This window comes from Senegalia sp. (in: firmicutes) (assembly GCF_052088025.1).
Lineage (GTDB): Bacteria > Bacillota > Clostridia > Tissierellales > SIT17 > Anaeromonas.
The window spans coordinates 1-26,981 of sequence record NZ_JBQCYD010000029.1 but is presented as its reverse complement, the minus strand read 5'-3'; the positions used below and the strand labels follow the sequence as shown (position 1 = coordinate 26,981).

Genomic DNA, 26,981 nt, shown 5'->3' with positions numbered 1-26,981 from the left:
GTAACAAAACAGTATTAAAGGGTTACAATTAAGTTACAAAGTTAAAAGTATCCTAATTTGAACTAATAAATGTCAATTAGGATACTTTTAATATATATATTATATGGCTCTTGTTTGATTCTTAAGCCATTCTTTTAGGTCTTCTTCTAAATAAGGACTTAGTTTTTCATAAACTTCTTTATGGTAATTATTTAGCCAGTCTTTTTCTTCTTTTTCTAATATAGTTTTATCTATTGCATCTAAATCTATAGGACAATATGATATTACTTCAAATTCCATGAATTTACCAAATTCAGTATTACATTTTTCTTTGACTAATATAGTGTTTTCTGTTCTTATCCCATGCTCACCGTTTCTATAAATACCTGGTTCATTGGTTATAACCATATTTTCTTCTAATTTTATAGTGTTAGGTCTTGGGCTTATACTATGTGGTCCCTCATGTACATTTAAAAAGAATCCTACTCCATGACCTGTTCCACATTTATAGTCTATTCCTCTCTTCCATAATGGAGCTCTTGCTATTATATCCACATTTGAACCTGTTGCTCCATATAAAAATACTAATTTATTAAGTGAAATATGACCCTTTAATACAAGTGTGAAATCTTCTTTTTCTTTATCTGTAAGTTCACCTAGAGCTATAGTTCTAGTTATGTCAGTAGTTCCATCTAAATATTGTCCTCCTGAATCTATTAAAAGCATATGCTTTTTTTCTAAAGTATATTCACTTTCCCTATCTGCCTTATAGTGCATCATAGCAGCATGATCTTTATATCCTGCTATCGTATCAAAACTTGGCTCTTTGAAGTTTTCTCCCATTTTTCGAAAACTTTCTAATTTTTCTATTGTATCTATTTCGGTAATTTTTTCCTTACCTATATTTTCTTTTAACCAATGAATAAATCTAACCATAGCTACACTATCTCTAATATGAGTTTTCTTTAGATTTTCAATTTCAACATCATTTTTTATAGCTTTAATCGATGTAATTATACTAGTACCACTTATTTTGTTTGATTTTTTAGGTAGGGCATTATATAAATATCTGTTTATTTTACTTTCATCTAGATAAATATTGGATTTTTCATTTATATTTTTTAAATCATTTGCTATTTCATCATAGTCTTTAATTTCTACTCCGTTTTTCTCTAATACCTCTTTTGTTTTATCTGTTAGATTTTCTTTGTTTAAATAAACTATAGCCTTATCATCTGAGACAAGTCCATATGAATATATTACTGGGTTATTTGATACATCGCTGCCACGTATATTGAAGAGCCAAGCAGTATTATCTACACTTCCTAAAACATAATAGTTGGCATTCTTTTCCTTCATTCTTTCTCTAACTTCTTTTAATTTTTCTTTTGTACTCTTTCCAGCATATTTTTCTTCATGATTATATATTTCATGAAAATTTTGTTTTTCCCTATCTTCCCAAATTTCTTTTATAAAATCATACTTATCAATTACTTTTATTCCTGTATTTTTAAATTTATTTATTATAGATTTTGCACTAGATTGTGCCATAACTTTACCATCAAAACCTACACTACTATTTTCATCTAAATTTTTCTTTAACCATTCTATATAAGTAGGTGTATCCTCTAATCCTTGCTTAAATAAATCTATTCCTGAGTCCTTAAGTTGTTCTTCTGCTTGAATGTGATATCTTCCATCAGTCCATAATCCATTCTTATCTTTTGTAATTACTACAGTACCTGCTGATCCTGTAAAGCCAGATATGAAACTTCTTGATTTAAAATGTTCTGCTACATATTCAGATTGATGAGGGTCTACATCTGAAATTATATATGCATCAATATCATTTTGTTTCATTAAATCTTGTAATTTTTTGATGTTTTCTTTAATATTCAAACAAATACCTCCAAATAATATTTTTTATATAATTATATAAGTAAAGGTTATAACCTTTACTTATATTAATACTCTTAAGAAAGATTTCTAGATTTATTTGTACAATTTCTAACAGCTTCTATAACTGCACTTCTAAATCCTTTCTCTTCTAATGTTCTTACTGCTTCTATAGTTGTACCTCCAGGTGAACAAACCATATCCTTTAGTTCTCCAGGATGCATTCCTGTCTTTAATACCATTTCTGCCGCTCCTAAAACAGATTGAGCTGCCATTTTATAAGCCTTATCTCTTGGCATACCTTCAAGCACAGCTCCATCTGCTATTGCTTCTATAAACATATATACATAAGCTGGAGATGAGCCACTTGTTCCAACTACGACATCCATCAATTTTTCATCTACTAATTCAGCTTCACCAAAACTTTCAAATATATCAGTAATTTGACTTAATTCATCTTTTGATACATTTTCATTAGATGAAATAGCAGACATTGCTTTTCCAACTAGAGCTGGAGTATTTGGCATTACTCTAATTATTTTTACATTTTTTTCAAAACTCTCTTCAAGTTGACCTATAGATTTCCCTGCAGCTATAGATACTACAAGTGTATCTTCAGATATATCATTCTTTATTCCTTTAATAACTATGTCGCATATATGAGGTTTTACAGCTAAAACTATTATATCTGCATGTTTAACAAGCTCTTTATTGTCATTTGTAGTTTTAACTCCATATTTATCTTCTACCTTTTTTAATAAATTATCATTTAAATCTGATACCATTATATCTTCTGGATTAAATATTTTGCTTTCAATGATACCTCCTATCATTGCTTGACCCATATTTCCTCCACCTATAAATCCTAAAGTTTTTTTCATTAAAAATCCCCTTTCATAAAATTAAATTTATATTACTTGTTCTGTTCTAGCTATAATTTCATCTTGTAAATCTTTGTTAAGATTTGAAAAATAATCGCTATATCCTGCAACTCTAACTATAAGATTCTTATAATCTTCAGGATTCTTTTGAGCATTTAGTAAAGTTTGCCTATTAAACACATTAAATTGTATATGATGTCCATCAAGCTTGAAATATGCTCTAACTAAATTAGATAATTTATCTAATCCTTCTTCTCCTTCTATCATAGAAGGCGTAACTTTTTGATTTAAAAGAGTACCTCCTGTAATCAAATGATCCATTTTTGATGCAGATTTTATTACACTAGTAGGTCCGTTTATATCTGCTCCCTTTGAAGGTGAAATACCATCAGCTAAAGCTTCTTTTGCTCTTTTGCCACTTGGCAGAGCTCCTATTACTGAACCAAAGTATATATGACATGTAGTTGGCAACATATTTATTCTATGTTCTCCACCTTTAATGTTAGGTCTTCCAGTTACAGTATCATAATAAGTTTTAAATACATCTTTCATTATTTCATCAGCATAGTCATCATCATTTCCATACTTTGGAGCTTTATTTTTAACTAAATTCAGAATCATTTCATGATCATTAAAATCATCTTTCATAGCTGTTAAAAGTTCATCCATAGTGAAATTATTTTTATCAAATATATGATATTTAATTGCAGCAAGACTATCTGTTATATTTCCTATTCCTACGCCTTGAATATAAGTTACATTATATCTTGCTCCTCCAGCATTGTAATCCTTACCTTCTTTTATACAGTCATCTATGATTGTTGAAAGAAAAGGAACTGGCATTTTTTCTGCATATAATTTTTCTATAACCCTATTTCCTCTTACCTTTATATCAATAAAATGATTCATTTGTTTTTTAAATGCTTCAAATAATTCCTCATAATTTTTGAATTTACTTGCATCTCCTGTTTCTATACCAAGCTTTTTTCCACTCATAGGATCTAATCCATTGTTAAGTGTTATCTCAAGTACCTTTGGAATATTAAAGTAACCAGTTAAAATAAAGGCTTCTTTACCAAATGCTCCAGTTTCAATACATCCACTCGTTCCACCACATCTAGCATCAACTATATCCTTACCTGCATTTAACATTTCTTGAATAACTGCATCTGAATTAAATAAAGATGGTTGACCCCAACCTTTTCTTACAATATTAAGAGCTTTTTTCAAAAACTTTTGTGGAGTTTTTTTACTTATTTGAACATTTGAGCTTGGCTGTAATAATCTCATTTCATCAATAACATCTAGTACTAAATAACTTACATCATTTACGCCATCAGAACCATCGGCTTTAAGTCCACCACTATTTATATTGGCAAAATCAGTATATGTTGCACTTTCCTTTAGAGTTATTCCTACCTTTGGAGGTGCAGGTTGGTTATTAAATTTAACCCAAAAACATTGTAGTAATTCTTTTGCACCTTCCCTATCTAAAGAACCTTCCTCTGTTTCTTTCTGGTAAAATGGATTTAAGTGTTGATCTAATCTACCAGGATTAAAAGAATCCCATGGATTTAGTTCAGTTATAACACATAAATGTACAAACCAATACATTTGAATAGCTTCCCTAAATGTCCTTGGTGCATTAGCTGGAACATGACTGCATACTTCTGCTATATCAAGTAATTCTTGTTTTCTTTTTTCATCCTTTTCTTCTCTTGCCATTTCTTTAGCAAGTTCAGCATATCTTTCACCCAGTATCATTATCCCGTCACAAGCTATAGACATACCTTCAAGTTGCATCTTTTTATCAAGAGCAGAATCATCATTATTATAATCTAGATTTTCAATTTCTGTTTCTATATCTTTTTTAAAATCTAAGAACCCTTTTTTATATATTTTACCATCAGCAACAGTATGGCCTGGACCTCTTTGCTCTTGGAATTCTGTAAACATACCATTTAAGTAGCAATCTTTCCACTCATCTGTCATATTTTCAAGTATATGATATCTCATAGATCTTTTTTCCCAATAAGGAATAATGTCTTCTTGCATTTTTTTTGCTTCTTCATCAACCTTAAATGATATTTTTTCTCTATCATTCATTATCTCAAAATCTTCTATAGTATGGCAACATAGTTCTGGATAGGTAGGTGTTGCAGCAGGTGCTTCTCCTCTTTCTCCAACAATAAGCTCACCTTCATTAATACATAATTTTTTCTTTGACATAAACTCCTTAAGCACTAAAGCCCTTAAAACAGGTATGGAAACACTACCTTCATACTTTTTATACACATCATCAACAATCTTTGCTCTTTCCATTGATATATATGGAACTGCTTCAACACTTTGCTTTCTTAATTTCTTAACTCTTTCTGACATCATAAAAATCATCCTCCTATTTTTATATTAGTATTTAATTCTTTAAATTTTAATAATATTTTCTCCATTTCATCATCAGATGGTTTTTCTTCTCCTGTAAGCTTATACTTTTTAGAAATACGTGAATATTTCTCCATTCCCATTTTATGATATGGAAGTAAATTAAGCTTAGATATATTAATATCTTTTAAAAATTCAATTGTTTCCCCAATATTTTTATCATCATCATTTATTCCTCTAATAATTGGAACTCTTACAAATATATTTGCATTTTTATCAGATAATTTTTTTAAGTTCTCTTTTATTAATTTATTTGAAACACCCATGTATTTCTTATGCATATTATCATCTAAATGCTTTATATCATAGAGAAATAAATCTGTATATTCTATAATTCTTTCAAAATTGCTAAAATCGCTATATCCACTGGTGTCTACTGTAGTGTGTATGCCATGTTCTTTACACAATTTTAATATTTCTTCTAAAAACTCAATTTGTAAAAGAGGCTCTCCTCCTGAAAAAGTTACCCCTCCATCAGATTCTTCATAAAAAATCTCATCTTTTTTTATTTCTTTCATAAGCTCTTTTGATGAAAATTCTTTGCCTACCAATTTTCTTGCTTGGTTTATGCAAACTTCACTACATTTACCACATAATATGCATTTTGAATTATCAGTAATAGCAAGTGAATCTTTGATAGATATGGCTTCTTGCTTGCATTTTTTTGCACATAGACCACATCCACTACATTTATCTTTAAAAAACATCAATTCAAAGTTAAAATTTTGACTTTCTGGATTATGACACCACCAACAATCTAAAGGACATCCCTTAAAAAAAACAGTCGTACGTATGCCAGGACCATCATGAATTGAATATTTTTGTATGTTCATTACTACTGCATTATTCATTATCCCTGTTCACCTCACCTTCAAAATAGTGATTTGGAGTACTAACAACAATAATTTTAACCATCTTACTTGTATAATTTGTCCAATTGTGCATCTTTTGAGAGTCATAATGTGCGCTATCTCCAGGATAAAGATCATATCTTTTTGAATCTAGGAAAAGAGTTAGGATTCCTTCAATTACATAAATAAATTCCTCTCCCTTATGACTGTATTCCTTTATATCTTCTTCTTTTTCCATAGGTAATATCTCTATCTTCCTAGGTAAAAAACTTTTCTTATTTAAATCATTACTTAAATTATAATGAATGAATTTATTATTTATAACTTCATGTACCTCTTGTTCAAAACTTTTTAATACATATTTCCCTTTAGCATTTGGTTTTAAAAGAAAATGTGATAAACCCACATCTAAAGATCTTGCTATTAGTTCTAAGGAATCTATAGCTATTGTAGATAATCCTCTTTCAAATTGTGATAAAAAACCTATTGATAAACCAGTCTTTTCACTTAGATCTTTAAGAGTCATATTGTTTTGTTTTCTTAATTCTTTAATCTCACTTCCTATTTCTCGCATATTTGCCCCCTTCATTTGTGAAATATTCATATTTGTTTTCATATGCATGAAATATTCTTTAATATTACTTCTATTTTTATTATATTATGCATTGTTAATTTTGTCTAGTAATTATCAATAATATTTATTTTATTATTTTAGTTATAGATAGGTCCTTGTTTTTAAAATATCATTTAAATATCTTAATTGTCGGAAAACATAGTGTTTTGTAGGATGAAGTTAATTTTATAAATATGAAATTTTTATAAAATATAAATAAAGAAAAAACCATTTAATGAAGTATACTTCATTAAATGGTTTTTTCTTTATAGTACTATTTTGATATCTTATCCATTTCTGGTTTAGTTTCTAATTCTTTGTTTTTAAATGCTGCCATTAACATTGTTACTCCAGTATAAAGAACAACTACTATTACTAGATAAGTTAATATTGCAAGAGGTAATGATTTAACTATATAGGCTGCTATAAATACTCCAATTAATCCACCTATAGTAATTCCCATTGCAGCTTTTCTATTATAAGCTCCTTCTTTTACAAACTTAACAGACGCAACTGGCATTAAGAATGCACAAGAACCCATCATTATTGGGAATGCAACTCTTGGTGACATACCTAAAAAGTATACAAGCGCCATAGCAGGTGCATATAAACCTATACCTGCAGTCATAAGAGCACCTAATATAAAGTTAACAACAATAGCAATTGCAAGTTTCAATCCAGTAACTCCAATAGGAACTCCTAGCATTGTTCCATCTACATCCATACTCTCATAAATCAAACCGTTTCTAACGCCATCAAAAGATTCACTTAATGGATCTCCTCCACCTGGCATCCATCCAAATTGACCTGCTGCCATTAAGAATGCTGTTACGAGTAATGCAACTCCCATTACAACTTGAACATTCTTTTCTGGTAATTTAGATACTATACCAGCACCAACCCACGCACCTATAGTTGCTGCTGCAAGCATTGAAACTAATGTCAAAATATCTACTTCTATAACTGTAATAAATATAAATGCCTCTGTCATAACTGGTAATGCACATGAAACGTTTAAAGTACCAGGTATAACCCTATCTTTAACTTGTTTAAATCCTCTTAATAATGCAGTGGTTGGTGCAAATGAACCTATTCCTAATGTATCAAAAAAGTTAGTTACAAATCCTATTGATGAAACTTTTGCCCACGAGTTATCTTCTAATTGATCCTTATGCTGGACAAAATCTTTAACAAAAACAACTGAAAACCATGCTGCAAAAGCTCCTAAGGCTCCTAAGATTGCTGTTATCATTATATTACCTCCTATTTATTTTTATCTAAGTATAAGTTAAAACATTATACTTAGATAAAAAATATATAAATTATTTTAAAATATTATACAGTGAAGCCATGCTTAACTGGATCATCTTCATCTATTACATATTGACTGAAACCAGTAATGTATGCTGAACCAGTAATTTCAGGTATTATAGCATCAAAATTCCCTATTTTTGTCTTACCTACAATTTTACCTTTAAATAAAGTTCCTGTAATACTTTCATATACAAAATCTTCTTCTTCTTTAAGTTCACCCTTTGAATATAATGTAGCTAGTTTAGCACTAGTACCAGTTCCACAAGGAGATCTATCCATTTGTTTTTGACCAAATATTACTACATTCTTATAAGTAGCATCTGGATGAGTAGGTTCATCATATATTTCAACTAAATCTACAGTATTTATATGTGCTAATTCAGGATGTTCTACTTCTATAATTTCATTTAATATTTCTCTGATTTTTAATCCATATTTTAATAATTGATCACTATATTCAGTATCAACCTTTATACCTAATTGCTTTGCATGAACTATAGCAAAGAAACTTCCACCAAAAGAAATATCTAATTTTACAGTTCCAATTTCTGGTACTTCAATTTCAACATCTTCTTTATAAAGAAATGCAGGTACATTTACAATAGAAACATCTTGAACTTTTCCATTCTCTACCTTTACTTTTCCTTTTATTATTCCAGCTGGTGTATCCATTGTAACATTAGTAATAGGCTCTTTAGCTTCAACTATTCCAGTCTCTACAGCTATTGTCATAGCTCCTATAGAACCATGCCCACACATATTCAGATAGCCTCCGCCATCCATAAAAACTATACCAAAATCAGCTTCTTCATTTACAGCAGCTGTTAGAATTGATCCAAACATATCATTATGACCTCTTGGTTCTAACATAAGTGCTGTTCTTAAATAATCTAAATTGTTTTGTAAATAATCTTTTTTATCCGCCATTGTCTTTCCTGGGATAGTAGGAATTCCGCCTGTTACAATTCTTGTAGGTTCACCCATAGTGTGTGAATCTATAGCATTGATACTTCTTGTAAATCTCATTATTTAGTCCCCTTTCTTTTCATCTTTAATTTCAAAAAAGCTAGTGCTTTTTTGGAATCAAAATGATTAACATTGTTTTCACCAACAACTTCTGTTTCGATACCTTCTTTAGATTTATTAAAATCAACTATAGTATCCATGTATTTATTTGAAACAACGAATTTTGCTTGAGTTCCTATAAAACTTAATCCTACAACTGGTATATTTCTCTTACCTATCTCTTCAATGGTATTTGCATAGTCAACATGTGAGTTTCCCCAAGCATCTACAGATACAATTGCACCGTCTACTCTCATTGATTCTGCCCATTGTGCTGCTCTTTTTCCTACAAAATGTTTACTTTTATTATCTTGAGGAGTTCCTACCATCATTATACCTAAAAGATCTATGTCTTCATCTTTAGATACTACATCTAATAATGGATCTCTAAAATGATGCAATGTGGTTTCTTTTGTAGATGGTCCTATTCCCATTTTTATCACCTTTCTAACATTTAGGTCATTGCTCTTAAAGCTCCATCTCTATATTCATTTGGAGATAATATTATTGGTACATTTTCCATATCTATAATAGATTTACCACCAACAAGACCGCTTGGCTCTTCAGACAATATATTATTATCACTCATAGCTCCTTGACCTGCTATTTGTTTAATAATTATTACTTTTTTCTTGCCAGGCCTTACTTTGTCATGAAATTCACAAGAGTAGTCAGAATCTCTTCCATCTTTTTGCTTTAAGATATCCCTAAAGCTTTGAATAAATTTATCACATATTCTATGAGCTGCTAATGGAAGTTTTCTCTCAAATGGAAGTCCACCCTTTAATGTTATATCTATATGAATTATATAATCTTCTCTAGAAGATGTTCCAGCTTTTCCAAAAATCATTTGTTCTTCTAATATTCCTTCAGAGGATCCGAATTCAGCCATTTGTTTTCCTTCTGAATCTATTCCTGTAAGCATAATATATGCACCCGTTAATGTATGAGTTATACCTTCACCAATACTACCTAATACTTTTGTAGATATAGGTATTATGTCCATAATACTATTAACAAACTTATCATATTCACCTGGTTTTATTATATCAATTTCAACTTTATCTATTAATTCTTCTGAATCAACTGTCTTATCTAAAAAACTTTTATCTATTTTTAAAGAATTATTAGAAATAGAATTCCTTGAGTCAAATTCAACTTTATTTATATGAAAACTTCTAATTACAAGTCTTCTAAGTATTTCTTCTTTATCCATTTTGCTCTCCTTCTATTGATATTTTTATAAAGTCACATTAATAGGAGAATGCTATTTTAAAATTTCTGTCCCCTAAAATCTTTAGAGGACAGATATTTTTTTATACTTCAGCTATATACTCATATGGAAGTTTTATTATTCTTCCTGGAGTTTGGATTTCTACTAATTGAGCTAAAGAATCTTTCACTATATTTGTTTGCATTTCTGGATCATTTGGTCTTCCTGCGTTTGCTCCCATAGGAACTAATGGAGCAACAACTCTTGGAGCACCATTTTGACGTACTACTGGAGGAAGTGCCGCTATTATTATAGTTGGTATTCCAGCTTCCTCAATTGCTCTCTGCACAATCACGGCAGAGCGGTGGCAGGTACCTCAGCCTGCTGTTAGAAGAACTGCATCTACATTTTCATCAAGTAATTGCTTTGCGATTTCTGGTCCTGTTTTTTCAGTGAAAACAGAAACGTCTCCGCCGCCTCCCATAAATCCAAAGTTTACAGGTGCAAATGCTTTAAAATAACCTTCTTCTTCTAATTCTTTCATTCTATCTATAGGGAACATACAGTTAATGTCTTTGTTAACATCACCGTTATCATATCCCCCGTGTGATACCATTAAATCTTTACTATCTGCATCTCCAGGTATTACTCTAAATGTAGTATCCCCAGCTAAGTTAAATCTTTTATCAGTCTTTAAATGTACCCCAGCTGCTGTAACTAATGCAACTGTCATCTCACTTAGTGGTTTCTCTACAGGAGTCCATACTACTGGAGGTGTATTAGGAACAAATATTTCAGACTGTAATCCTTTTACAACTGTTAAATCCATTTTTTTACCTCCTCATAATAATGTATTAATTCTTAATTTTCTTCATTTCTTTTTTCAGCTTTTTTTCTAGCTTCAATTTGTCTTCTAGCACTTTTAGTATAACTTTCATCAATTTCTTCGCTTATTACTTCTGGGTAAGTCATCATAAATCCAACTTGATGACCTATCTCTAAATCATTGTGACTAATAACCATTCTTCTAGGAACTTTTAATTGTCCTATACGTCCTTTGAAATCAATTATTACTGCTGCATCGGTTACATCCACAATTATTCCCTCATAATAGTTTTCAGTAGAGATATATTTTAATTTATCCATTTTGATATCTCCTAACTTATTTTATCTAATTAATCGTTTTCTGGTTCGTATATTTCTTGTCTTTTTTTGCTTTTTGGAAGAGCTTTCTCATTATCTTCTAATTCGATTTTTCTTCCAGTTTCTTTTTCTATCATTTCAATGTTGTTTAATTTAACATTTGAATTCCATTTTCTTTCAGCTTCTTTTATCTCTTCACCAGACATTTTTGATTTAAGCATTGTAACTGCTCTTATAGCATCTTCTGGAGCAAGACAGTTATTTGAAAGTATTTCATTTTCTATACCTTGAGCTGATTTGTTGTTATCAATCATAGCATCCATGTACTTATTACCAACTACAAGTTGACCTTGTACTGCTGAATAAGTTACACCTACTACTGATACTCCTCTCATACCAACTTGCTCTATATGACTTGCAAAGTCAACATGATTATTACCAAATCCTTCTGTTGTTATGATAGCACCATCTACATCCATTGCTTCTATAGTCATACCTAAGAATCTAGATACATAGAACTTTTCAGAGTTAGCTTGAGGTGATCCAACAAAAATTACTCCTGCTAGGTCAATTTCTTCGTCATTCATTGCTTCAATTACAAGTGGCTCTCTCCAATAATGTCTTGAAGTTTCTTTAGATGCAGGTCCTATACAAGTTAAAGCATGAATACAACCATCTAATACTTGTAGAGGTGATGTAACTATTGGAACATTTCCAAGGTCTACATTTGCCTTAGCTCCGATAGTTCCAACTGGTTCAGTAGGCATAATATAATTATCATGCATAGCACCTTGACCCATTATTTCTTTAATTATTACTACTTTCTTTCTTCCAGATTTACGCTTTTGAACAAATTCTTCTGAATTGATTACTAAGCTTTCATCTGCATTTTTAAGAGCTTCTCTTATTGCTTGAGTTATAACATCAGTAGCACGGTGAGCAGCCATAGGTCCTGGTCTTTCCATACCTTTACCTGATTTTATTTTAACTTCAGTTTTTATGAAGATTTCACCTTTTTCAGGAGATCCAGGTCTTCCCCACATGATATTTCTATCTAATGCACCTTCAGAAGAACCAAATTCACCTATTTGAACTCCATCTTCATCAGTACCTGTTACAATAACTACTACTCCATCTAGAACTCTTGTTACTCCTTCACCAAGTTCTCCTTCTTCTTTAGTAGCAATTGGTTGAACATCCATTATAGTTTCACTATAAACATCATATTTATCTGGAGTAATGATGTCTAATTTAATATCTACTACTAATTCTTCAGATTCTAAAGCATCTTTACAAATATCTTCTTTAATATAAAGTGTATTATTTTCTATTTTTGTCTCTTTTCCTAATTCCACTTTATCTATAAAGAAATGCTTTCTCATAAGTTTTCTTAAGACTTTTTCTTTTGGTTCTTCCTTAGTTTCTGGACTTGTATTTTGAGTGCTATTAGTTGAATTTTCTTGTACTTGGTTAGCAGATGTACTTGTAACACTTCCTGCTATAGAAAGTGGGATTTCAAGATTAATATCTCTACCTTCACCTATATGGATTTTTACACTTCCTCCAGAAAAACTCTCTACAGGATTTACTGACTCAACAGGTTCAACTTCTTTAACAGCCTCTGTCTTTTCTTCTTCTACCTCTTCTTCTGTACTACTTTCTTCTTTCTCCATTTCAGTGATTCCTTCTAACACCTCTGAAGTTAATGGTGTTAAAGCATCGATAACTTGAGTTGTTTTAGCACCTAAAACTTCTCCAATTCTTAATGCATTTTCTGGAATCTCTAACAATCCTGATGCTTCTAAATCTGGAGTTAAGTTAGGGTCTTCTAAATTAGAAGGTTGGATTACTACTCCAGCTTCTACTCTACAACAAGTTATGGCCTTGTCATTAGCATGCTCTTTCGCAGTTTCATTCGTAATTGACATTTATAATATCCTCCTTTACAAAAATATATATTTCATTTATTATTTTTTTCTTCTATATAATCTGTGACCTGTTGCTCTTAAAACATGATCTGTACTATGATACACTGGCACTCCTAACCTAGGAGCTACTTTCATCACTGTGTTAGTTCAGTCCTCACATGTTCCAATTATTATAGCTTCTGCACCGTGTTTTTTAAGATAAAACACTTTTTCTGCTTGACCTGGACATATGCCTGGTAAATTACATCTATATCTACCATTCACTTCTTCCATTCTATTACATTTAGTAGAAGTTACAATTTCTCCATCCATTCCTTCAGCTATTTCTTCTAGTCTATCTAGTTGAGCTCCACATTCACATTCTATAACGCCTATTTTTCTTTTTTCCTTAGGAAAAGGCATAGCTACTAAAATACCACCTAAAACTTTAGTTACTGGTGAATTTTCTTCTCCATGTTTACCTGTAAATGGTCCTCCTAGAACAATTTCTCCATGAGGTTTAATATATCCTCCATTTTGTTCTATATAATTAATTACAGGCATTCCAAGTGGAACATCAAGTATAGCATTTCCATCTATTGCTTCCTTAACTCTACCACCTACAGTAACATCTTTTGTGATTACAGGCTTTCTTTCCTCAATTGCTATTACAACATTTTTCAATGTTTCTACGTTATCTACAACCGCATTAGCTTTTGAAGGTAATTCACCAGGTTCTAATTCTATTCCTAATAACTCTCTTATTATTACTCTTTCATCACCTGATGGATACATATCTGATAAGAATTTCACTTCAATGTTTTCTTCATCTTTACATGCTTTTTCTAGGGCTTCAACTGCTTTTCTGTTCTTAGACTTTATAGCAATATAGCCTTTTGAAGCATTTGTAAGTTCCATACCATACTTAACGCCTCTAACTATCATTTCTGGATCTTCTTCTACTAATTTTATATTATGCTTAAGATCCGGTTCACATTCAGCAGCATTAGCAATCATATATCCGCCATCTAAATCTATATTTAATTTAATATGAGTTGGAAATCCTGCTCCTCCTGCTCCTACTACCCCAGCTTCTTTAATTAACTCAAGTTTATCATCAGTTTCGCTGAGCTTTACATATTCTTCAGGTTGATCATCATATGCATCTATTATAATACTTTCACTTGTAATTTTTGTTATCTTTCCATATACACTTGAATGTATATTGGCACCTAGCCCATTTGGTTCAGCTATTAATTGGCCTTTTTTCACTTCTTCGCCTTCATTAACAACTGGATTACATGGTGCACCAACGTGTTGCCTTAATAATAATTCAACATTCATTCTTTGCCACCTCCTTAGCATTTTAAATTTAATTTGCAATTATGTTAAAACATTAACTTTTATGCTTTAAAACATACATTCTTTATATAAAGCAATAAGCATGCCAACATTTATATCATATCATCAAACTAAGTAATAGTCCAACTTATTCTATATTTAATACTAAAAATATTTTTAATATCAAATATAGAATTTTCGGTTAGTCAGGTTATTGACATGTTTTTATCTATAATTATTTTAATTAAATCTATAAAACATTGATATATTAACATTGTATTATTAAGATTAGGAATAATTCAAAGTGTCAGTTTTTAGACTAGAGTCAGTATATTGACACTAGTTGTTTGAAGGTATATTTTATCTTTCAATACCATAGTTATTAATTTTATAATGAAGAGTACTTCTAGGTATCTTAAGTAATTTTGATGCTTTTGCTTTATTTCCCTGACTTTCATTTAATGCTTCATTTATCAGTTTTTTTTCTAATTCTTCTATAGATTTATTTAAGTCAAATGATTTAATAATATCATCTTTAATATTTTTTTTATAATCGCCCACTTCATCTAATATATGATGTGGTAACATATTTTCATATATAACATCATTAGCTGATAGTACCAAAAGGTACTCAACTGTATTTTTAAGCTCCCTAATATTGCCCTTCCAATTATATTTTTTGAGAATTTCTAAAACATTTGAGCTTATTTTGGGTATTTTTTTATTGTTCTTTTCTGCTAATTCTTTCAAAAAATAATGTATTAATAAGACCACATCATTTTTCCTCTCTCTTAATGGTGGTAGTTCAATTTCAATTACATTCAACCTATAAAAAAGATCTTCTCTAAAGTTTCCTTTATCAACCATATCTACTAAACTTTTATTGGTAGCTGAAATTATTCTAACATTAGTATTTATAAGTTTTTCTCCTCCAACTCGACTAAATTTATTATCTTGTAAAACTCGGAGTAATTTTGCCTGCATAAATAGTGGCAATTCACCAATTTCATCTAAAAATAAGGTCCCATTATTAGCCAATTCAAAAAAACCCATCTTTCCTTTTTTACTTGCCCCTGTAAATGCTCCTTCATCATAACCAAAAAATTCAGATTCAAAAAGTTCATTTGGTATAGCACTACAGTTTACTGGTATGAATAGACCACTAACTCCACTATAGTCATGAATGTTTTTAGCAAAAACTTCTTTTCCTGTACCACTTTCTCCACTCACTAATACAGAAATATGAGTTTTTGCAACTTGTTTAGCAATTTTTATTTTTTCTATTATTTTAGGACTTCTGCCTATTACATTTCCAAAATCATCACTTTTAAGTCTCTTATATTCACTTTCTAAAAATTTCAATGTATTATTAGCTTTTTTTAATTCATCAGATAGACTTGTAACTTCAGTTATGTTTCTATCAGTTGTTAATACACCTTCAAATTCACCCTTAATAAATATAGGTAAGGCATTGACAACAACCCTATAATTCTTTTTTGGGGTATGGTAGGTATTAGTCATTTCTTTTCTTGTTTCTAGTACTTTAGAGTTTATTGAATCCGGAAAAAAATCCTTTATATTTTTTCCTATTATTTCTTCCTTAGCTATATCATATAAATCCTCAGCATTTTTATTCCATATCATAACTTTTCCTTTGGTATCTATTAAACAAAGAGCTTCATGAATATTATTTACTATGTGATGTAGAGTTTGACCCATTTTTTCTAAATTCATATAAAAGTAATCTCTTATTTCCTCTGCCCTTATTACCCCTATAATTTTATCATTTTCTATAACTGGTAATCTTCCAATTTTATTTTTTATCATTATACTTCTACACTTTGATAGTGTTTCATTTTTAGAAACATATATAAATTTTTTGACTAAAAATTTATTTAATATTATATTATCAGATATATTTTGATATATAAGAGATATATCAGATAAAGTTATAACACCTTGTATTTTTTTTCTTTTATCTTTTATAAATACCTCTTGTATATTTTTTTTAAGCATTGATTCTATAGCTTCATTAAGTGAGTCATTTTCATTTAAAATAATGAATTTTTTATCAAGAACATCCTTAACCAATATCTCATTATAGTCAAAAAACATAATTAAACCACCCTTTGTAAATATAATTTATAATATCTATTATATTCATTATATAATAGATATTATAAAAAACAAACCCACAGGCTAGCCTGTGGGTTTGTCTATTTATATTTTTATTTTTTAGTATTATCTATGTCATGAGGAGGATTTGCTGCAGCAGTTTCAAAATTTTCTTCCTCTTCATCATCTTCTACTACTAATCCCTTTAGTTTACCATCCATAGCCCAAAGTATTATACCTGAAACAATAGCTATAGCTGCGATTGTAGCATATGCATTTACAAATTCAAATTTTAAAGTAAATTCATATATCCATCCATATGATTTACCTGCAATAAATACTGCAAATGTCCAAACAGCCATCATAACTGATAGTAATCTTGGTGGAGAGTATTTACTTACAAATGAATTACCAAGTGGCGAGAATAGCATTTCACCTAATGACAATACCATACCAAATGCTATTATCCAAAGTAATGATGCAAGTGCTTCTCCTCTAAATATATCAGCAGCTGTAAATATTACATAAGATATACCAAGAGTAATCATACCTAATGAAGTCTTTTTAAACATGCTCAAATCACCTTGAGGTCTTTTAGATAATTTCAACCATAATTTAGCAAGTATAGGTCCTAATGCTATACACATTAAAGCATTTAACGAGTCAAACCAGATAGTTGGAACTTCAAAGTTACCTAGGAACCAATTTGCATGTGCAGCCCCAGTACCATCAGCGCCCCAGTAAAAATACACTGGCATATAAGCTAGGTACCAGAATACCCAGAATATAACTGAGAAGAATGATACCAATACAATAGCTCCAACTCTTTTCTTTTCAATAGTTGTAAGTGGTTTCTTTTCTTCTTTAACTTCTTTAATAACATCAGTTTGTTCTCTATTTTCATCATATTTAAATGGTCTCTTTCCAGCTTCACCTAAATATCTCCATCCAAATATAAATCCAACAGCACCAATAAACATAACAATTGCACAAACTGTAAAACTAAATGAATAACTAGTAGCTAATGTAAGTGAACCCATTATAGTAGTACCAATAAATGATCCAACATTAACAAATGAATATTGAATAGAAAAAGCTCCATCTAATTGTTTTTTATCTTTAAACAATCTTCCTGTAATGGCATTTGTTTGTGGTTTAAACAAGCCCGTACCAATAGATACTAAAATTATCATCATATTAGCCATTAGTGGACTTGTAGCATTGGCACCTACTAGGTAACCTGCTCCCATAAGTACCATTCCTACAGGTACTAAATATCTCGCTCCTATAAATCTGTCTGATATAACAGAACCAAAAAGTGGTGCAAGATAAGTAAATGCAACTAAGTTTGCTGACATCTTTGCTCCATCTGCAGGAGTAAGTCCAAGTCCACCTTCTGCAATGTTTGCAACCACAAATATGGTTAGTAACCATTTAGCTGAATAGAATGCAAATCTTTCAAATGTGAAAGCAAGCGAGCATACATAAAAGCCAAGTGGTCTTTTTTGTTTTTGTACATTTTCCATTTTTCATACCTCCTATTTTTTATTTGTTTATTATTTACCTAACATTTCAAATATATAATAACATAAAAAAAATATTAGTACAAACGTTTTTTTCATTTATCTGAAAAAAAATATTTGATGGTTAAAACACATCCATTTTTTACGTTTTTTTAATAAATGCATGAAATTATTACTCTAATTTATCATATATAAAGTTCTTTATATCTTGACTAATATCATTTATATTGATATATTGTTGACATAATCTAATTATAAACTTTAGGAGGTTTTAATATGAATGAAAGTAGAGTAAACAGAGTTTTAAAGTCAATGAAAGAAAAAGAACTTTCTCAACTAATCATCTCTGATCCAAATGCTATTTTTTATTTAACAGGCAAATGGATTATTCCAGGAGAAAGATTATTAGCATTATACCTAAACACTAATGGTAACCATAAGATAGTTATCAATGAGTTATTCCCTCAAGAGGAAGATCTTGGTGTTGAAATATTATGGTATAACGACATTGAAGATGGAGTTGAAAAATTATCTAAGTATCTAGAAGATGGAAAAGTAATAGGTATAGATAAAACTTGGCCATCTAAATTCTTATTAAGATTGCAAGAGCTTTTAACTGACAGTAAATTTGTAAATGGTTCAGATATAGTGGACTATGTTAGAATGATTAAAGATGAAGATGAAATAGAAATAATGAGAGAATCTTCAAGATTAAATGATCTTGTTATGGAAGAATTGATTCCATGGGTTGGAAAAGGTTTAACTGAAAAAGAATTAAATTCTAAAGTACGTGAAATATATAAAAGTCATGGTATAGATGAAGTTTCTTTTGATCCAATAACTGCTTATGCTAAAGGAGCAGCTGATCCTCATCATGTTACTGATGATACAAAAGGAAAACATGGAGATTGCGTTATATTAGATATAGGTGGTTTTTATAAGAACTATGCATCTGATATGACAAGAACTGTATTTTTAGGTGAAGTATCTGAAAGACAAAAAGAAATTTATGACATAGTTGTTGAAGCTAATTTAAGAGGAATTGCTGCTGCAAAACCTGGGAATAGAATGTGTGATGTAGATTTAGCTGCAAGAAACTATATTGAAGAAAAAGGATATGGAGAATACTTTACACATAGAACAGGACATTCGATAGGACTTGAAGATCATGAATTTGGTGATGTTTCATCTGTAAATGAAGATATAATAAAGCCAGGTCAAGCTTTCTCAGTAGAACCAGGAATTTATTTACCAGAAGAAGGTATTGGAGTTCGTATTGAAGATATTCTTATAACAACTGAAGATGGATGCGAAGTTTTAAACAAATTCACAAAAGATATAATTGTAGTACCTGAATCTAAATAAAAAGGAGATTTTTATGAAAGTTACTGAAGGATATATGCCGTTTGGAGAATATAAAACATATTATCGTATAGTAGGTGAAAGTAAAGACGGAAAAAGACCATTATTATTGTTACATGGAGGCCCGGGATCTACTCATAATTATTTCGAGGTTCTTGATGATATAGCAAAGGATGGTCGTCAGGTTATTATGTATGATCAAATAGGTTGTGGAAAGTCTTCTATTCCTGATCGTCCTGAACTATGGAATGCTGAAACCTGGACTGATGAGCTAATACAATTACGTGAGCACTTAAATTTAGATGAAGTTCACATATTAGGACAATCTTGGGGTGGAATGCTTGCAATCCATTATGAATGTACATTCAAGCCTGAAGGTATAAAGTCTTATATATTATCTAGCACACTCCCTGATTCTAAACTATGGGAAAAAGAACAACGCAGAAGAATTGCTTATTTACCTGAAGATACACAAGAAGCTATCAGAAAGGCAGATGAGTCTCACGATTATAGCACTAAAGAATATCAAGAAGCTGAAGGTGAATTCATGCTTAGGTATTGTGCTGGTCCAGTAGATGAAAATTCTCCAGAATGTTTAAGAAGACCTAAAAATGCTGGAACTCAATCATATGTGACAGCTTGGGGACAAAATGAATTTAGTCCATCTGGAACATTAGAAGGTTTTAATTTCATGGATGAAATTGAAGATATAAAGGTTCCAACTTTAATCACTAGTGGATTAACTGACTTATGTTCTCCACTTATTGCAAAAACAATGTATGATAAGATTCCAAATTCCAAATGGGAGTTATTTGAATTTAGTCGTCATATGCCATTTGTTGAAGAAAATGAAAAATATATAAGAATCTTAAATGATTGGTTAAATAAAAATGATTAATAAAAAATGTTGCTGAATCTTTCAGCAACATTTTTTTCTGTTTATATTTCTCTTGTATATTTTTTTAACCATTCTTTTTCTTCTTCATTTAAATGAGGAGAAACTTTTTCAAATACAAGTTTATGGTAATCATTTAATAATTTTTTATCTTCATTAGTCATCATATCAGGATTTATAGCATCTAAATCCATAGGTATATAAGTTATAGCTTCAAAATACATAAATTGTCCATATTCATTTTCTTCTCCCTTACGAACAAGTAATTCATTTTCTAATCTAATTCCATGAGAACCTTCAATATAAATTCCTGGTTCATTTGTTATAATCATGTTTTCTTCAAAAGGATGAACCTCATGATCACGATGTTGCCAACGGAATCCAGTAGGACCTTCGTGAATGTTTAGAAGATAGCCCAAACCATGACCAGTTCCATGATTATAATCAAGACCTCTGTCCCAAAACGGTTTTTTTGCAGCATAATCAAGATTCATTCCTGTAACTCCACTTAAAAATTTAACATTTCCAAGATTTAAATTACTTATTGCTACTAAGGTAAAGTGATCTTTCATCTCAGGAGTAATTTCACCTAGAGCATATGCTCTTGTAATATCTGTAGATCCTTCATAATATCCTGCTCCTGTATCACTTAAAAAGAAATTTCCTTTTTCAAGCTCTATATTCGTTTCTGGAGTAGATGTATAGTGAACTATAGCTGCATTTTCACCAAAAGAACATATAGGTTCAAAACTTGGTGATATATAATTCCCTTGTTCTTTTCTATATTCATATAGCTTATCACAAGCGCTCATTTCTGTAATCTTCTCTTTGCCAATGTTCTCTTTTAACCATTTCATGAATTTCACATGAGCTATACTATCTTTAATCTGTGCCTTGCGCATATTTTCAACTTCAGTTGAATTTTTTATTGCTTTAAATACTATTTCAGGGTTTGTTTTTTCTACCTTCTCATTTTCTTTTGGTATATCATTATAAAGTGCATAATTCAACCTTGATGGATCAATTAGTAACACTTCTTCTTTGTCAATCTTTTTAATGTCTTCATATATATCATTATAAGCATGAAGTACTACATTATCTTTTTTTAGTTTAGCTTTTATTTCATCACTTAATTTTGCTTCATTTATATATAAATCTACCTTATCCATAGTAATTATCATATAGGATAAAACGAGTGGGAAAAATTCAATATCATCTCCACGGATATTTAATGTCCAACAAATGTCATCTAATGTAGTAAGTACATGTGTTGTAGCATTGTTTTCCTTCATCTTTTCACGAATTCTTTCTAACTTACTTGAAACCTCTTCCCCACTGTATTTTATATCAAGTAAAAATGCAGGTTCTTTGGCAAGTATTGGTCTATCATCCCAAATTTCATTTATTAAATCATACTTATAGATGATCTTACCATCTTTCTCATTTACTATCTCTTCATATTTCTGACCTGAACCCATTGATACTACACGTCCATCAAAGCCTAATGTTCCACCTCCAGCTAATTTATCACTAAGGTAGTCTTCTATAGTAGGTACTCCAGGACTTCCCATTTTCATAAGCTCAACTGGAGAGTCTTTTAGTTCTTTGCTAGCTTGAATAAAATATCTTCCATCAGTCCAAAGATATGCTTCATCTTTTGCTACTAGTGCAGTTCCAGCAGAACCAGAAAATCCTGTAATAAATTCTCTTGCCTTAAAATGATCTCCTACATATTCAGTTTGATGGAAATCAGCTGTTGGAATTATGTAAATATCAATTCCTTTTTCATCCATTAAATCGCGTAATTTACCTATTCTTTCAGATACTTTCATTTTCTTACCTCCTAATTTATAATTCTATTATTATACTTATATTATATAACAATACCCTATTATTTCAAGTTAATAGAATAGTTATAAAAACTTAATTAATTGTTTTTTATAATATTTTGGACTATTGATAATAAATTATCTTTATGATAGTCTTTTATATGGTAAATAGAAAATATTGGAGGTAATTATGAAATTAATCATTGAAAATATCAGTAAATCATTTGAAAATAAAGAAGTACTTAAAGATATCAACTTTGAATTTTCCCAAGGTAGTATTTATGCATTACTTGGTAGAAATGGTGCTGGAAAAACTACCCTTTTTAATATATTAGCTGAAGAATTAAAAAAAGATAGTGGTGATGTTTACATAGAAATTGATGGGGAAAGAAAAAAATTAGAATCTATAGATTTATCATACGTATATTCAGACCCTGTCTTACCAGAATTTTTAACAGGCTTCGAATTCATTAAATTCTTTATTGATATAAATAAAGATAGATTAGATCATCCGCTTTCGATAGATGAATATTTTGAAATCATAAAAATAAATCATGAAGATAGACATAAATTAATAAAATCATATTCTCATGGTATGAAAAACAAATTACAAATGTTAATGTTTGTTATAAGAAGGCCCCCTGTAATATTACTCGATGAACCTCTTACATCACTTGATGTAGTAGTAGCTTTAGAAATCAAAAGATTACTTAGAGAAATTAGAAAGGATCATATAATTATATTTTCTACTCATATACTTCAACTTGCAAAAGATTTATGTGATGAGATAGTAACTTTAAATAATGGTAAACTATCACTTATGGAAAAGGAACTATTAGAAAATACTGATTTTGAAGATAAAGTTATATCTATGCTTGAGGAGATAAATTGATGTTTAAAACAATAGTACAAATATCAAATATACAATTTTCTACATCAATAAATGCCTTTTTATATTTCCTAAAAAAAATTCCATTAATAAAAAGATTATTTAAGAATAGTAATTATAGTTTCTTTAAGCTTAAAAATGCTTTAAGTACTTTGTCTCTAATATATAAATTGATATCAACACCCTTTAAATCAGCTCTTATATTTTTACTCACAATGTTCCTACCTGTATTTATTGTTTTTGATGGTGAAGTAGATATAAACAAGATATTAGTTCTTATATTTTCTTTTTATATTTTATTTCCATTTGTTCTTTCAAAAATACTAAGTACAGATAGAGAAAGTTTTATAATTGTAAAACAGTTGAAAATGCATCCTAGAAATTATTTTCTTTCAAAGTTGTTTTTTGGAGAAATTTTAAATTTCTTTAGTAAAGCTTTATTATTTTCTATATTTTTTAGCTTTTTAAGCTTAAATTTTCTTTTTGGTATCAAAGTAGCCTTAATTATATCTTCTGCTAATATGATTAGTGAAGCAATTTATCTATATTTCTTTGCTAAAAAAGATTTAAATAAAAAAGAAAGTGAAAATGCAAGAGATATAATAACAGTTGTAGCTTATTCAGTGATAATGGTATTAACCTATGTAATAGCTCTTGTTTTACAAATTGAAATATATTTTAATTTTATATCATTTTTCTTTAATAGTAGTCTTATATTTATTGTGCTTTTAATTTTAGCTAGCCTTTCTATTACATATTTATATAAATATAACAACTTTTGGAATGTGATAAATTATAAAAATACTATAGAAGATTTCAAAAAAATAAATCAAGCTATAAGTGAAGCTAATTTTGCAAATGTTAAATTGAAAGAAAAAAATTATAGTGATGAAGATTTGCATACAAGTAAATTTAATGACAAAGAAGGCTATGACTATTTAAATGCTCTCTTTTTTGAAAGACATAAAAGAATAATATACAAACCTATGATAATAAAATCATCTATTATTGTAGCTGTTTTTATAATTATATTTTTAGTTAATTTATTTATAGAAGCTGCTGTAGGGGAAGAATTGATTAATTATATAGTAAATGGATACACTATTTTTACTTTTTTTATCTATTTATTGTCTAATTCAGATACGATTGTAAAATCACTCTTTTATAATTGTGATAAGTCACTTTTAAGGTATGGTTTTTACAAGCAAGGTGATGCACTTTTAAAAACTTTCTTTTTAAGACTTAAAAAAATAGTTTTTAGCAATATTATTCCAATTCTTATATTATGTATTTGTTTGATTATTATTACTTTAATATATAGTCCATCAAATATAATAAACTTAATACCAGTTTTGTTGTTTATTATAGTACTTAGTTTGTTTTTTTCAGTTCATTATATTTTCATGTATTATATTTTCCAACCATATACTACTGATTTAAAGGTTAAAAATCCATTTTTCAGTATCATTAATTTTTTAGTATATTTTATTTCATATATGTCACTACAAATTACTGCTCCTGCAAAAATATTTTTACCTATTACAATAGTAATTGCAATTGTTTATATATTAATTGCAATAACACTTGTTTATAAAAAAGCTCCTAAAACATTTAGAGTCAAATAAAATATAAGTCAAGATGGTGGATACCCACTATCTTGACTTATATTTATCATTAACCCTATCTTGCAAGTATATATTTGTATATTCAGCTTTTGAACTATCATCATATAGTTCATAGGCTTTTTTTATACAATCTTTACAAGTATTATTTGGAATTGTTATAGCAAAAATATTATATCCATTGTCACTATTAGATTTTATAGTGTCATAGGAAGCACAATATTTACATTCATTGAAATTTTGTGTTTGTGTTTCCATAATATTATCAGTATCAAAAAATATATTTCGCTCTCTCTTATAAATATCCTTTTTCTCCATATAATCTTCTTTAAATAATTCTTTATTTTCCCAAATATATTTTATATCATCTGATATTTTTTCTATTTGTTTATTTGTATTTTTGCTTTGTTTTAATTTACTTTTATCATAGCCTGGTTCTACCATGTTAGAATAGTCAATCCCAGCCATAGCAAGTATTATGCCTATATTTATATAAGGTAGTGCTCCTTCTATAGAGTAACCACCTTCTAATACTGATATATGAGGATTCAATATTTCATTTAACCTTGCATATCCTTTTGCTGTAAAATTCATATTAGTTAGAGGGTCTGTAAAATGATTGTCTTGTCCTGCAGAATTTACTATGATATCAGGTTTAAAATCTTCTAATATAGGCATTATATTTTTTTCTAATATATATAATATACCTTCATCACCTGTTTGAGGTGGCAAGGGTATGTTTATATTATAACCAAATGCAGCAGGTCCTCCTAAATCTCCTATAAATCCAGTTCCTGGATAAAGTGTTCTTCCATCTTGATGAATTGATATAAAAAGAGTGTTTTTATCATTCCAATAGATATCTTCTGTACCATCACCATGATGACAATCTGTATCTATTATTGCAACCTTTAAATCACCATATTTTTTCCTCATTTTTTCAATCATTATAGCTTCGTTATTTATTACACAAAATCCCTTAGATCCATAAACTATTCTGTTTGCATGATGTCCTGGAGGTCTTATAAGTGCAAATGATTTATCCACATTTTTATTCATAGTTTCTTCCATAGCTCTAATAGCCCCACCTGCAGAAATATAGTGAGCTTTGCTAAGAATATCATTTGTATTTGGGACGCAAAAATGGACCCTTTCAATATCTTTTTCATCAGCTACTATAGGATTAAAGAAGTCTATACCTTCTATATCCTCTATTCCTTCTTCTTTTATCTGATCCATAGTATATAATAATCTTTCTTTTCTTTCCGGATGAGTCGGACTTACCTCCCAATCAAAGGCTGGGAAAAATACTATAGCTAACTTGTTTTTAGCTTTCACTTATATCACCTCTAAAACTTTCTATTAAGCCTGGCTTTATTTGGGCTATCACTCTTATTATTTTACCTTTAGTAAAAAATCCTTCCACCATATTAAAACTACTTTCCTCTATTATTTCAGATTCTATATCACTTTCATTTAATCCCATTTCTAATCCTTCCTTAGCTAATAATTCTAATGCATAATTTTTAGCTTCATCTAAAGTATAATCTCCACTTATAGCTTCATAAATATTAAGTTCTGGAATATTCATTTTTTTCAAATTAGTATCTATATTTAAGGTTATTTTTGTAGTTGCTTTTGCAAGTGCTGATCCTATTGCATTTGCTACATCATAATCTTTTGGATAATTACAAGGTAGATTAAATTTCTTTTCTATCATAGGTGCTAGTATCTTAGCAGGTCCTCCAATAATATTTATAGATTCAGGAATTACTTTTTTATCTGAAAGTAATTCTTTTATAGTATATATTGGTCTAGAATTAATTTTATCTAATATTTGCTTTATATTTATATAGATTTTATCTATTATTTGATCTAATATTATTTGAGAAGTTTCCTTGGCATTCTTATTAATTTTTTTACCTAAGTTACTTATTACATATTCTGCTTTTTTTCCATCACCTATTTGTAAATAACCAAGTACAATCATAGCATCTCTGACTACTCTGCACACTTAAATGTGGCAGGTTCTAAATTACTAAAAGTTTCTCTATTAAAAAATAATATCTGATTAATAGAACTAACTTATTTTCATTTAAAC

22 protein-coding genes are annotated in these 26,981 nt (G+C 29.5%); 4 read left to right on the top strand and 18 right to left on the bottom strand.

The annotated features are described in order from the left end of the window. Positions 1-99: 99 nt before the first annotated feature. The 15 genes from ACTHUW_RS08820 to ACTHUW_RS08750 form a co-directional block, all read right to left on the bottom strand. Positions 100-1,878 carry an aminopeptidase P family protein gene (locus ACTHUW_RS08820; protein WP_442196763.1) on the bottom strand — a complete coding sequence of 593 codons (1,779 nt, stop codon included), beginning with the start codon at positions 1,876-1,878 and terminating at the stop codon, positions 100-102. A 74-nt stretch (positions 1,879-1,952) separates the two neighbouring features. Next, positions 1,953-2,756 carry a pyrroline-5-carboxylate reductase gene (proC, locus tag ACTHUW_RS08815; protein WP_442196762.1) on the bottom strand — a complete coding sequence of 268 codons (804 nt, stop codon included), beginning with the start codon at positions 2,754-2,756 and terminating at the stop codon, positions 1,953-1,955. Positions 2,757-2,783: 27 nt separating this feature from the next. Further along, positions 2,784-5,141, bottom strand: coding sequence for a trans-4-hydroxy-L-proline dehydratase (gene hypD, locus ACTHUW_RS08810; RefSeq protein ID WP_442196761.1), 2,358 nt, complete (start codon positions 5,139-5,141; stop codon positions 2,784-2,786). Between the two features lie 5 nt (positions 5,142-5,146). Next, complete coding sequence (locus ACTHUW_RS08805; protein WP_442196760.1) at positions 5,147-6,049, bottom strand: trans-4-hydroxy-L-proline dehydratase activase; 903 nt, start codon at positions 6,047-6,049, stop codon at positions 5,147-5,149. Beyond that, entirely contained in the window at positions 6,042-6,623 is a 582-nt protein-coding gene (locus ACTHUW_RS08800) for a helix-turn-helix domain-containing protein (protein ID WP_442196759.1), read from the bottom strand. Before ACTHUW_RS08800 ends, ACTHUW_RS08805 begins: the two co-directional genes overlap by 8 nt. A gap of 313 nt (positions 6,624-6,936) precedes the next feature. Then, positions 6,937-7,914, bottom strand: a complete 978-nt coding sequence (locus tag ACTHUW_RS08795; RefSeq protein ID WP_442196758.1) for a TSUP family transporter — start codon at positions 7,912-7,914, stop codon at positions 6,937-6,939. An 83-nt stretch (positions 7,915-7,997) separates the two neighbouring features. After that, complete coding sequence (locus ACTHUW_RS08790; protein WP_442196757.1) at positions 7,998-9,002, bottom strand: proline racemase; 1,005 nt, start codon at positions 9,000-9,002, stop codon at positions 7,998-8,000. Further along, positions 9,002-9,475 (bottom strand): glycine/sarcosine/betaine reductase component B subunit, encoded by a 474-nt coding sequence (locus ACTHUW_RS08785; protein ID WP_442196804.1) that lies wholly within the window; start codon positions 9,473-9,475, stop codon positions 9,002-9,004. The genes ACTHUW_RS08790 and ACTHUW_RS08785 overlap by 1 nt, the downstream gene beginning before the upstream one ends. 20 nt (positions 9,476-9,495) lie before the next feature. Next, on the bottom strand, positions 9,496-10,257 hold the full coding sequence (gene prdD, locus ACTHUW_RS08780; RefSeq protein WP_442196756.1) for a proline reductase cluster protein PrdD: 762 nt from the start codon (positions 10,255-10,257) through the stop codon (positions 9,496-9,498). 100 nt (positions 10,258-10,357) lie between these two features. Continuing rightward, the gene (prdB, locus tag ACTHUW_RS08775; RefSeq protein WP_442196755.1) at positions 10,358-11,083 is read right to left on the bottom strand and encodes a D-proline reductase (dithiol) protein PrdB; all 726 of its coding nucleotides are present in this window, start codon (positions 11,081-11,083) and stop codon (positions 10,358-10,360) included. 32 nt (positions 11,084-11,115) lie between these two features. Beyond that, entirely contained in the window at positions 11,116-11,400 is a 285-nt protein-coding gene (locus ACTHUW_RS08770; RefSeq protein WP_442196754.1) for a CBO2463/CBO2479 domain-containing protein, read from the bottom strand. A 29-nt stretch (positions 11,401-11,429) separates the two neighbouring features. Further along, the gene (gene prdA, locus ACTHUW_RS08765) at positions 11,430-13,325 is read right to left on the bottom strand and encodes a D-proline reductase (dithiol) proprotein PrdA (RefSeq protein ID WP_442196753.1); all 1,896 of its coding nucleotides are present in this window, start codon (positions 13,323-13,325) and stop codon (positions 11,430-11,432) included. 39 nt (positions 13,326-13,364) lie between these two features. Then, on the bottom strand, positions 13,365-14,648 hold the full coding sequence (gene prdC, locus ACTHUW_RS08760) for a proline reductase-associated electron transfer protein PrdC (protein ID WP_442196752.1): 1,284 nt from the start codon (positions 14,646-14,648) through the stop codon (positions 13,365-13,367). A 357-nt stretch (positions 14,649-15,005) separates the two neighbouring features. Continuing rightward, positions 15,006-16,760 (bottom strand): sigma-54 dependent transcriptional regulator PrdR, encoded by a 1,755-nt coding sequence (gene prdR, locus ACTHUW_RS08755; protein WP_442196751.1) that lies wholly within the window; start codon positions 16,758-16,760, stop codon positions 15,006-15,008. 113 nt (positions 16,761-16,873) lie between these two features. Next, positions 16,874-18,286, bottom strand: coding sequence for a peptide MFS transporter (locus ACTHUW_RS08750; RefSeq protein WP_442213082.1), 1,413 nt, complete (start codon positions 18,284-18,286; stop codon positions 16,874-16,876). A gap of 273 nt (positions 18,287-18,559) precedes the next feature. Here ACTHUW_RS08750 and ACTHUW_RS08745 point away from each other — a divergent pair, with 273 nt between their 5' ends. Together ACTHUW_RS08745 and pepI are read left to right on the top strand one after the other, a co-directional pair. Then, complete coding sequence (locus ACTHUW_RS08745; RefSeq protein WP_442196749.1) at positions 18,560-19,648, top strand: M24 family metallopeptidase; 1,089 nt, start codon at positions 18,560-18,562, stop codon at positions 19,646-19,648. Positions 19,649-19,661: 13 nt separating this feature from the next. Further along, positions 19,662-20,543 carry a proline iminopeptidase gene (gene pepI / locus ACTHUW_RS08740; RefSeq protein WP_442196748.1) on the top strand — a complete coding sequence of 294 codons (882 nt, stop codon included), beginning with the start codon at positions 19,662-19,664 and terminating at the stop codon, positions 20,541-20,543. A gap of 41 nt (positions 20,544-20,584) precedes the next feature. Here the strand turns inward: pepI and ACTHUW_RS08735 are convergent, their stop codons facing one another. Then, a complete protein-coding gene (locus ACTHUW_RS08735) occupies positions 20,585-22,372 on the bottom strand; it encodes an aminopeptidase P family protein (RefSeq protein ID WP_442199591.1) in 1,788 nt (595 codons plus the stop codon). A 187-nt stretch (positions 22,373-22,559) separates the two neighbouring features. Between ACTHUW_RS08735 and ACTHUW_RS08730 the strand changes: the two genes are divergently transcribed. After that, on the top strand, positions 22,560-23,261 hold the full coding sequence (locus ACTHUW_RS08730) for an ABC transporter ATP-binding protein (RefSeq protein ID WP_442196746.1): 702 nt from the start codon (positions 22,560-22,562) through the stop codon (positions 23,259-23,261). After that, positions 23,261-24,883 carry a hypothetical protein gene (locus ACTHUW_RS08725; RefSeq protein WP_442196745.1) on the top strand — a complete coding sequence of 541 codons (1,623 nt, stop codon included), beginning with the start codon at positions 23,261-23,263 and terminating at the stop codon, positions 24,881-24,883. The genes ACTHUW_RS08730 and ACTHUW_RS08725 overlap by 1 nt, the downstream gene beginning before the upstream one ends. 27 nt (positions 24,884-24,910) lie before the next feature. Here ACTHUW_RS08725 and ACTHUW_RS08720 read toward each other — a convergent pair whose 3' ends face one another. Both ACTHUW_RS08720 and ACTHUW_RS08715 read right to left on the bottom strand, forming a co-directional pair. After that, positions 24,911-26,218 carry a histone deacetylase family protein gene (locus tag ACTHUW_RS08720; RefSeq protein ID WP_442213080.1) on the bottom strand — a complete coding sequence of 436 codons (1,308 nt, stop codon included), beginning with the start codon at positions 26,216-26,218 and terminating at the stop codon, positions 24,911-24,913. Continuing rightward, entirely contained in the window at positions 26,208-26,870 is a 663-nt protein-coding gene (locus ACTHUW_RS08715) for a hydantoinase/oxoprolinase family protein (RefSeq protein ID WP_442213078.1), read from the bottom strand. The genes ACTHUW_RS08720 and ACTHUW_RS08715 overlap by 11 nt, the downstream gene beginning before the upstream one ends. Positions 26,871-26,981 lie beyond the last annotated feature (111 nt).

Excerpts from the sequence above, each read along its gene's own strand:
- prdR (WP_442196751.1), bottom strand. The coding sequence starts at position 16,760 with ATGTTTTTTGACTATAATGAGATATTGGTTAAGGATGTTCTTGATAAA.
- ACTHUW_RS08785 (WP_442196804.1), bottom strand. The coding sequence starts at position 9,475 with ATGGGAATAGGACCATCTACAAAAGAAACCACATTGCATCATTTTAGA.
- ACTHUW_RS08750 (WP_442213082.1), bottom strand. The coding sequence starts at position 18,286 with ATGGAAAATGTACAAAAACAAAAAAGACCACTTGGCTTTTATGTATGC.
- ACTHUW_RS08745 (WP_442196749.1), top strand. The coding sequence starts at position 18,560 with ATGAATGAAAGTAGAGTAAACAGAGTTTTAAAGTCAATGAAAGAAAAA.
- pepI (WP_442196748.1), top strand. The coding sequence starts at position 19,662 with ATGAAAGTTACTGAAGGATATATGCCGTTTGGAGAATATAAAACATAT.
- ACTHUW_RS08800 (WP_442196759.1), bottom strand. The coding sequence starts at position 6,623 with ATGCGAGAAATAGGAAGTGAGATTAAAGAATTAAGAAAACAAAACAAT.
- ACTHUW_RS08790 (WP_442196757.1), bottom strand. The coding sequence starts at position 9,002 with ATGAGATTTACAAGAAGTATCAATGCTATAGATTCACACACTATGGGT.
- ACTHUW_RS08770 (WP_442196754.1), bottom strand. The coding sequence starts at position 11,400 with ATGGATAAATTAAAATATATCTCTACTGAAAACTATTATGAGGGAATA.
- hypD (WP_442196761.1), bottom strand. The coding sequence starts at position 5,141 with ATGATGTCAGAAAGAGTTAAGAAATTAAGAAAGCAAAGTGTTGAAGCA.
- prdD (WP_442196756.1), bottom strand. The coding sequence starts at position 10,257 with ATGGATAAAGAAGAAATACTTAGAAGACTTGTAATTAGAAGTTTTCAT.
- ACTHUW_RS08725 (WP_442196745.1), top strand. The coding sequence starts at position 23,261 with ATGTTTAAAACAATAGTACAAATATCAAATATACAATTTTCTACATCA.
- ACTHUW_RS08795 (WP_442196758.1), bottom strand. The coding sequence starts at position 7,914 with ATGATAACAGCAATCTTAGGAGCCTTAGGAGCTTTTGCAGCATGGTTT.
- ACTHUW_RS08715 (WP_442213078.1), bottom strand. The coding sequence starts at position 26,870 with ATGATTGTACTTGGTTATTTACAAATAGGTGATGGAAAAAAAGCAGAA.
- prdA (WP_442196753.1), bottom strand. The coding sequence starts at position 13,325 with ATGTCAATTACGAATGAAACTGCGAAAGAGCATGCTAATGACAAGGCC.
- ACTHUW_RS08735 (WP_442199591.1), bottom strand. The coding sequence starts at position 22,372 with ATGAAAGTATCTGAAAGAATAGGTAAATTACGCGATTTAATGGATGAA.
- ACTHUW_RS08730 (WP_442196746.1), top strand. The coding sequence starts at position 22,560 with ATGAAATTAATCATTGAAAATATCAGTAAATCATTTGAAAATAAAGAA.
- ACTHUW_RS08805 (WP_442196760.1), bottom strand. The coding sequence starts at position 6,049 with ATGAATAATGCAGTAGTAATGAACATACAAAAATATTCAATTCATGAT.
- proC (WP_442196762.1), bottom strand. The coding sequence starts at position 2,756 with ATGAAAAAAACTTTAGGATTTATAGGTGGAGGAAATATGGGTCAAGCA.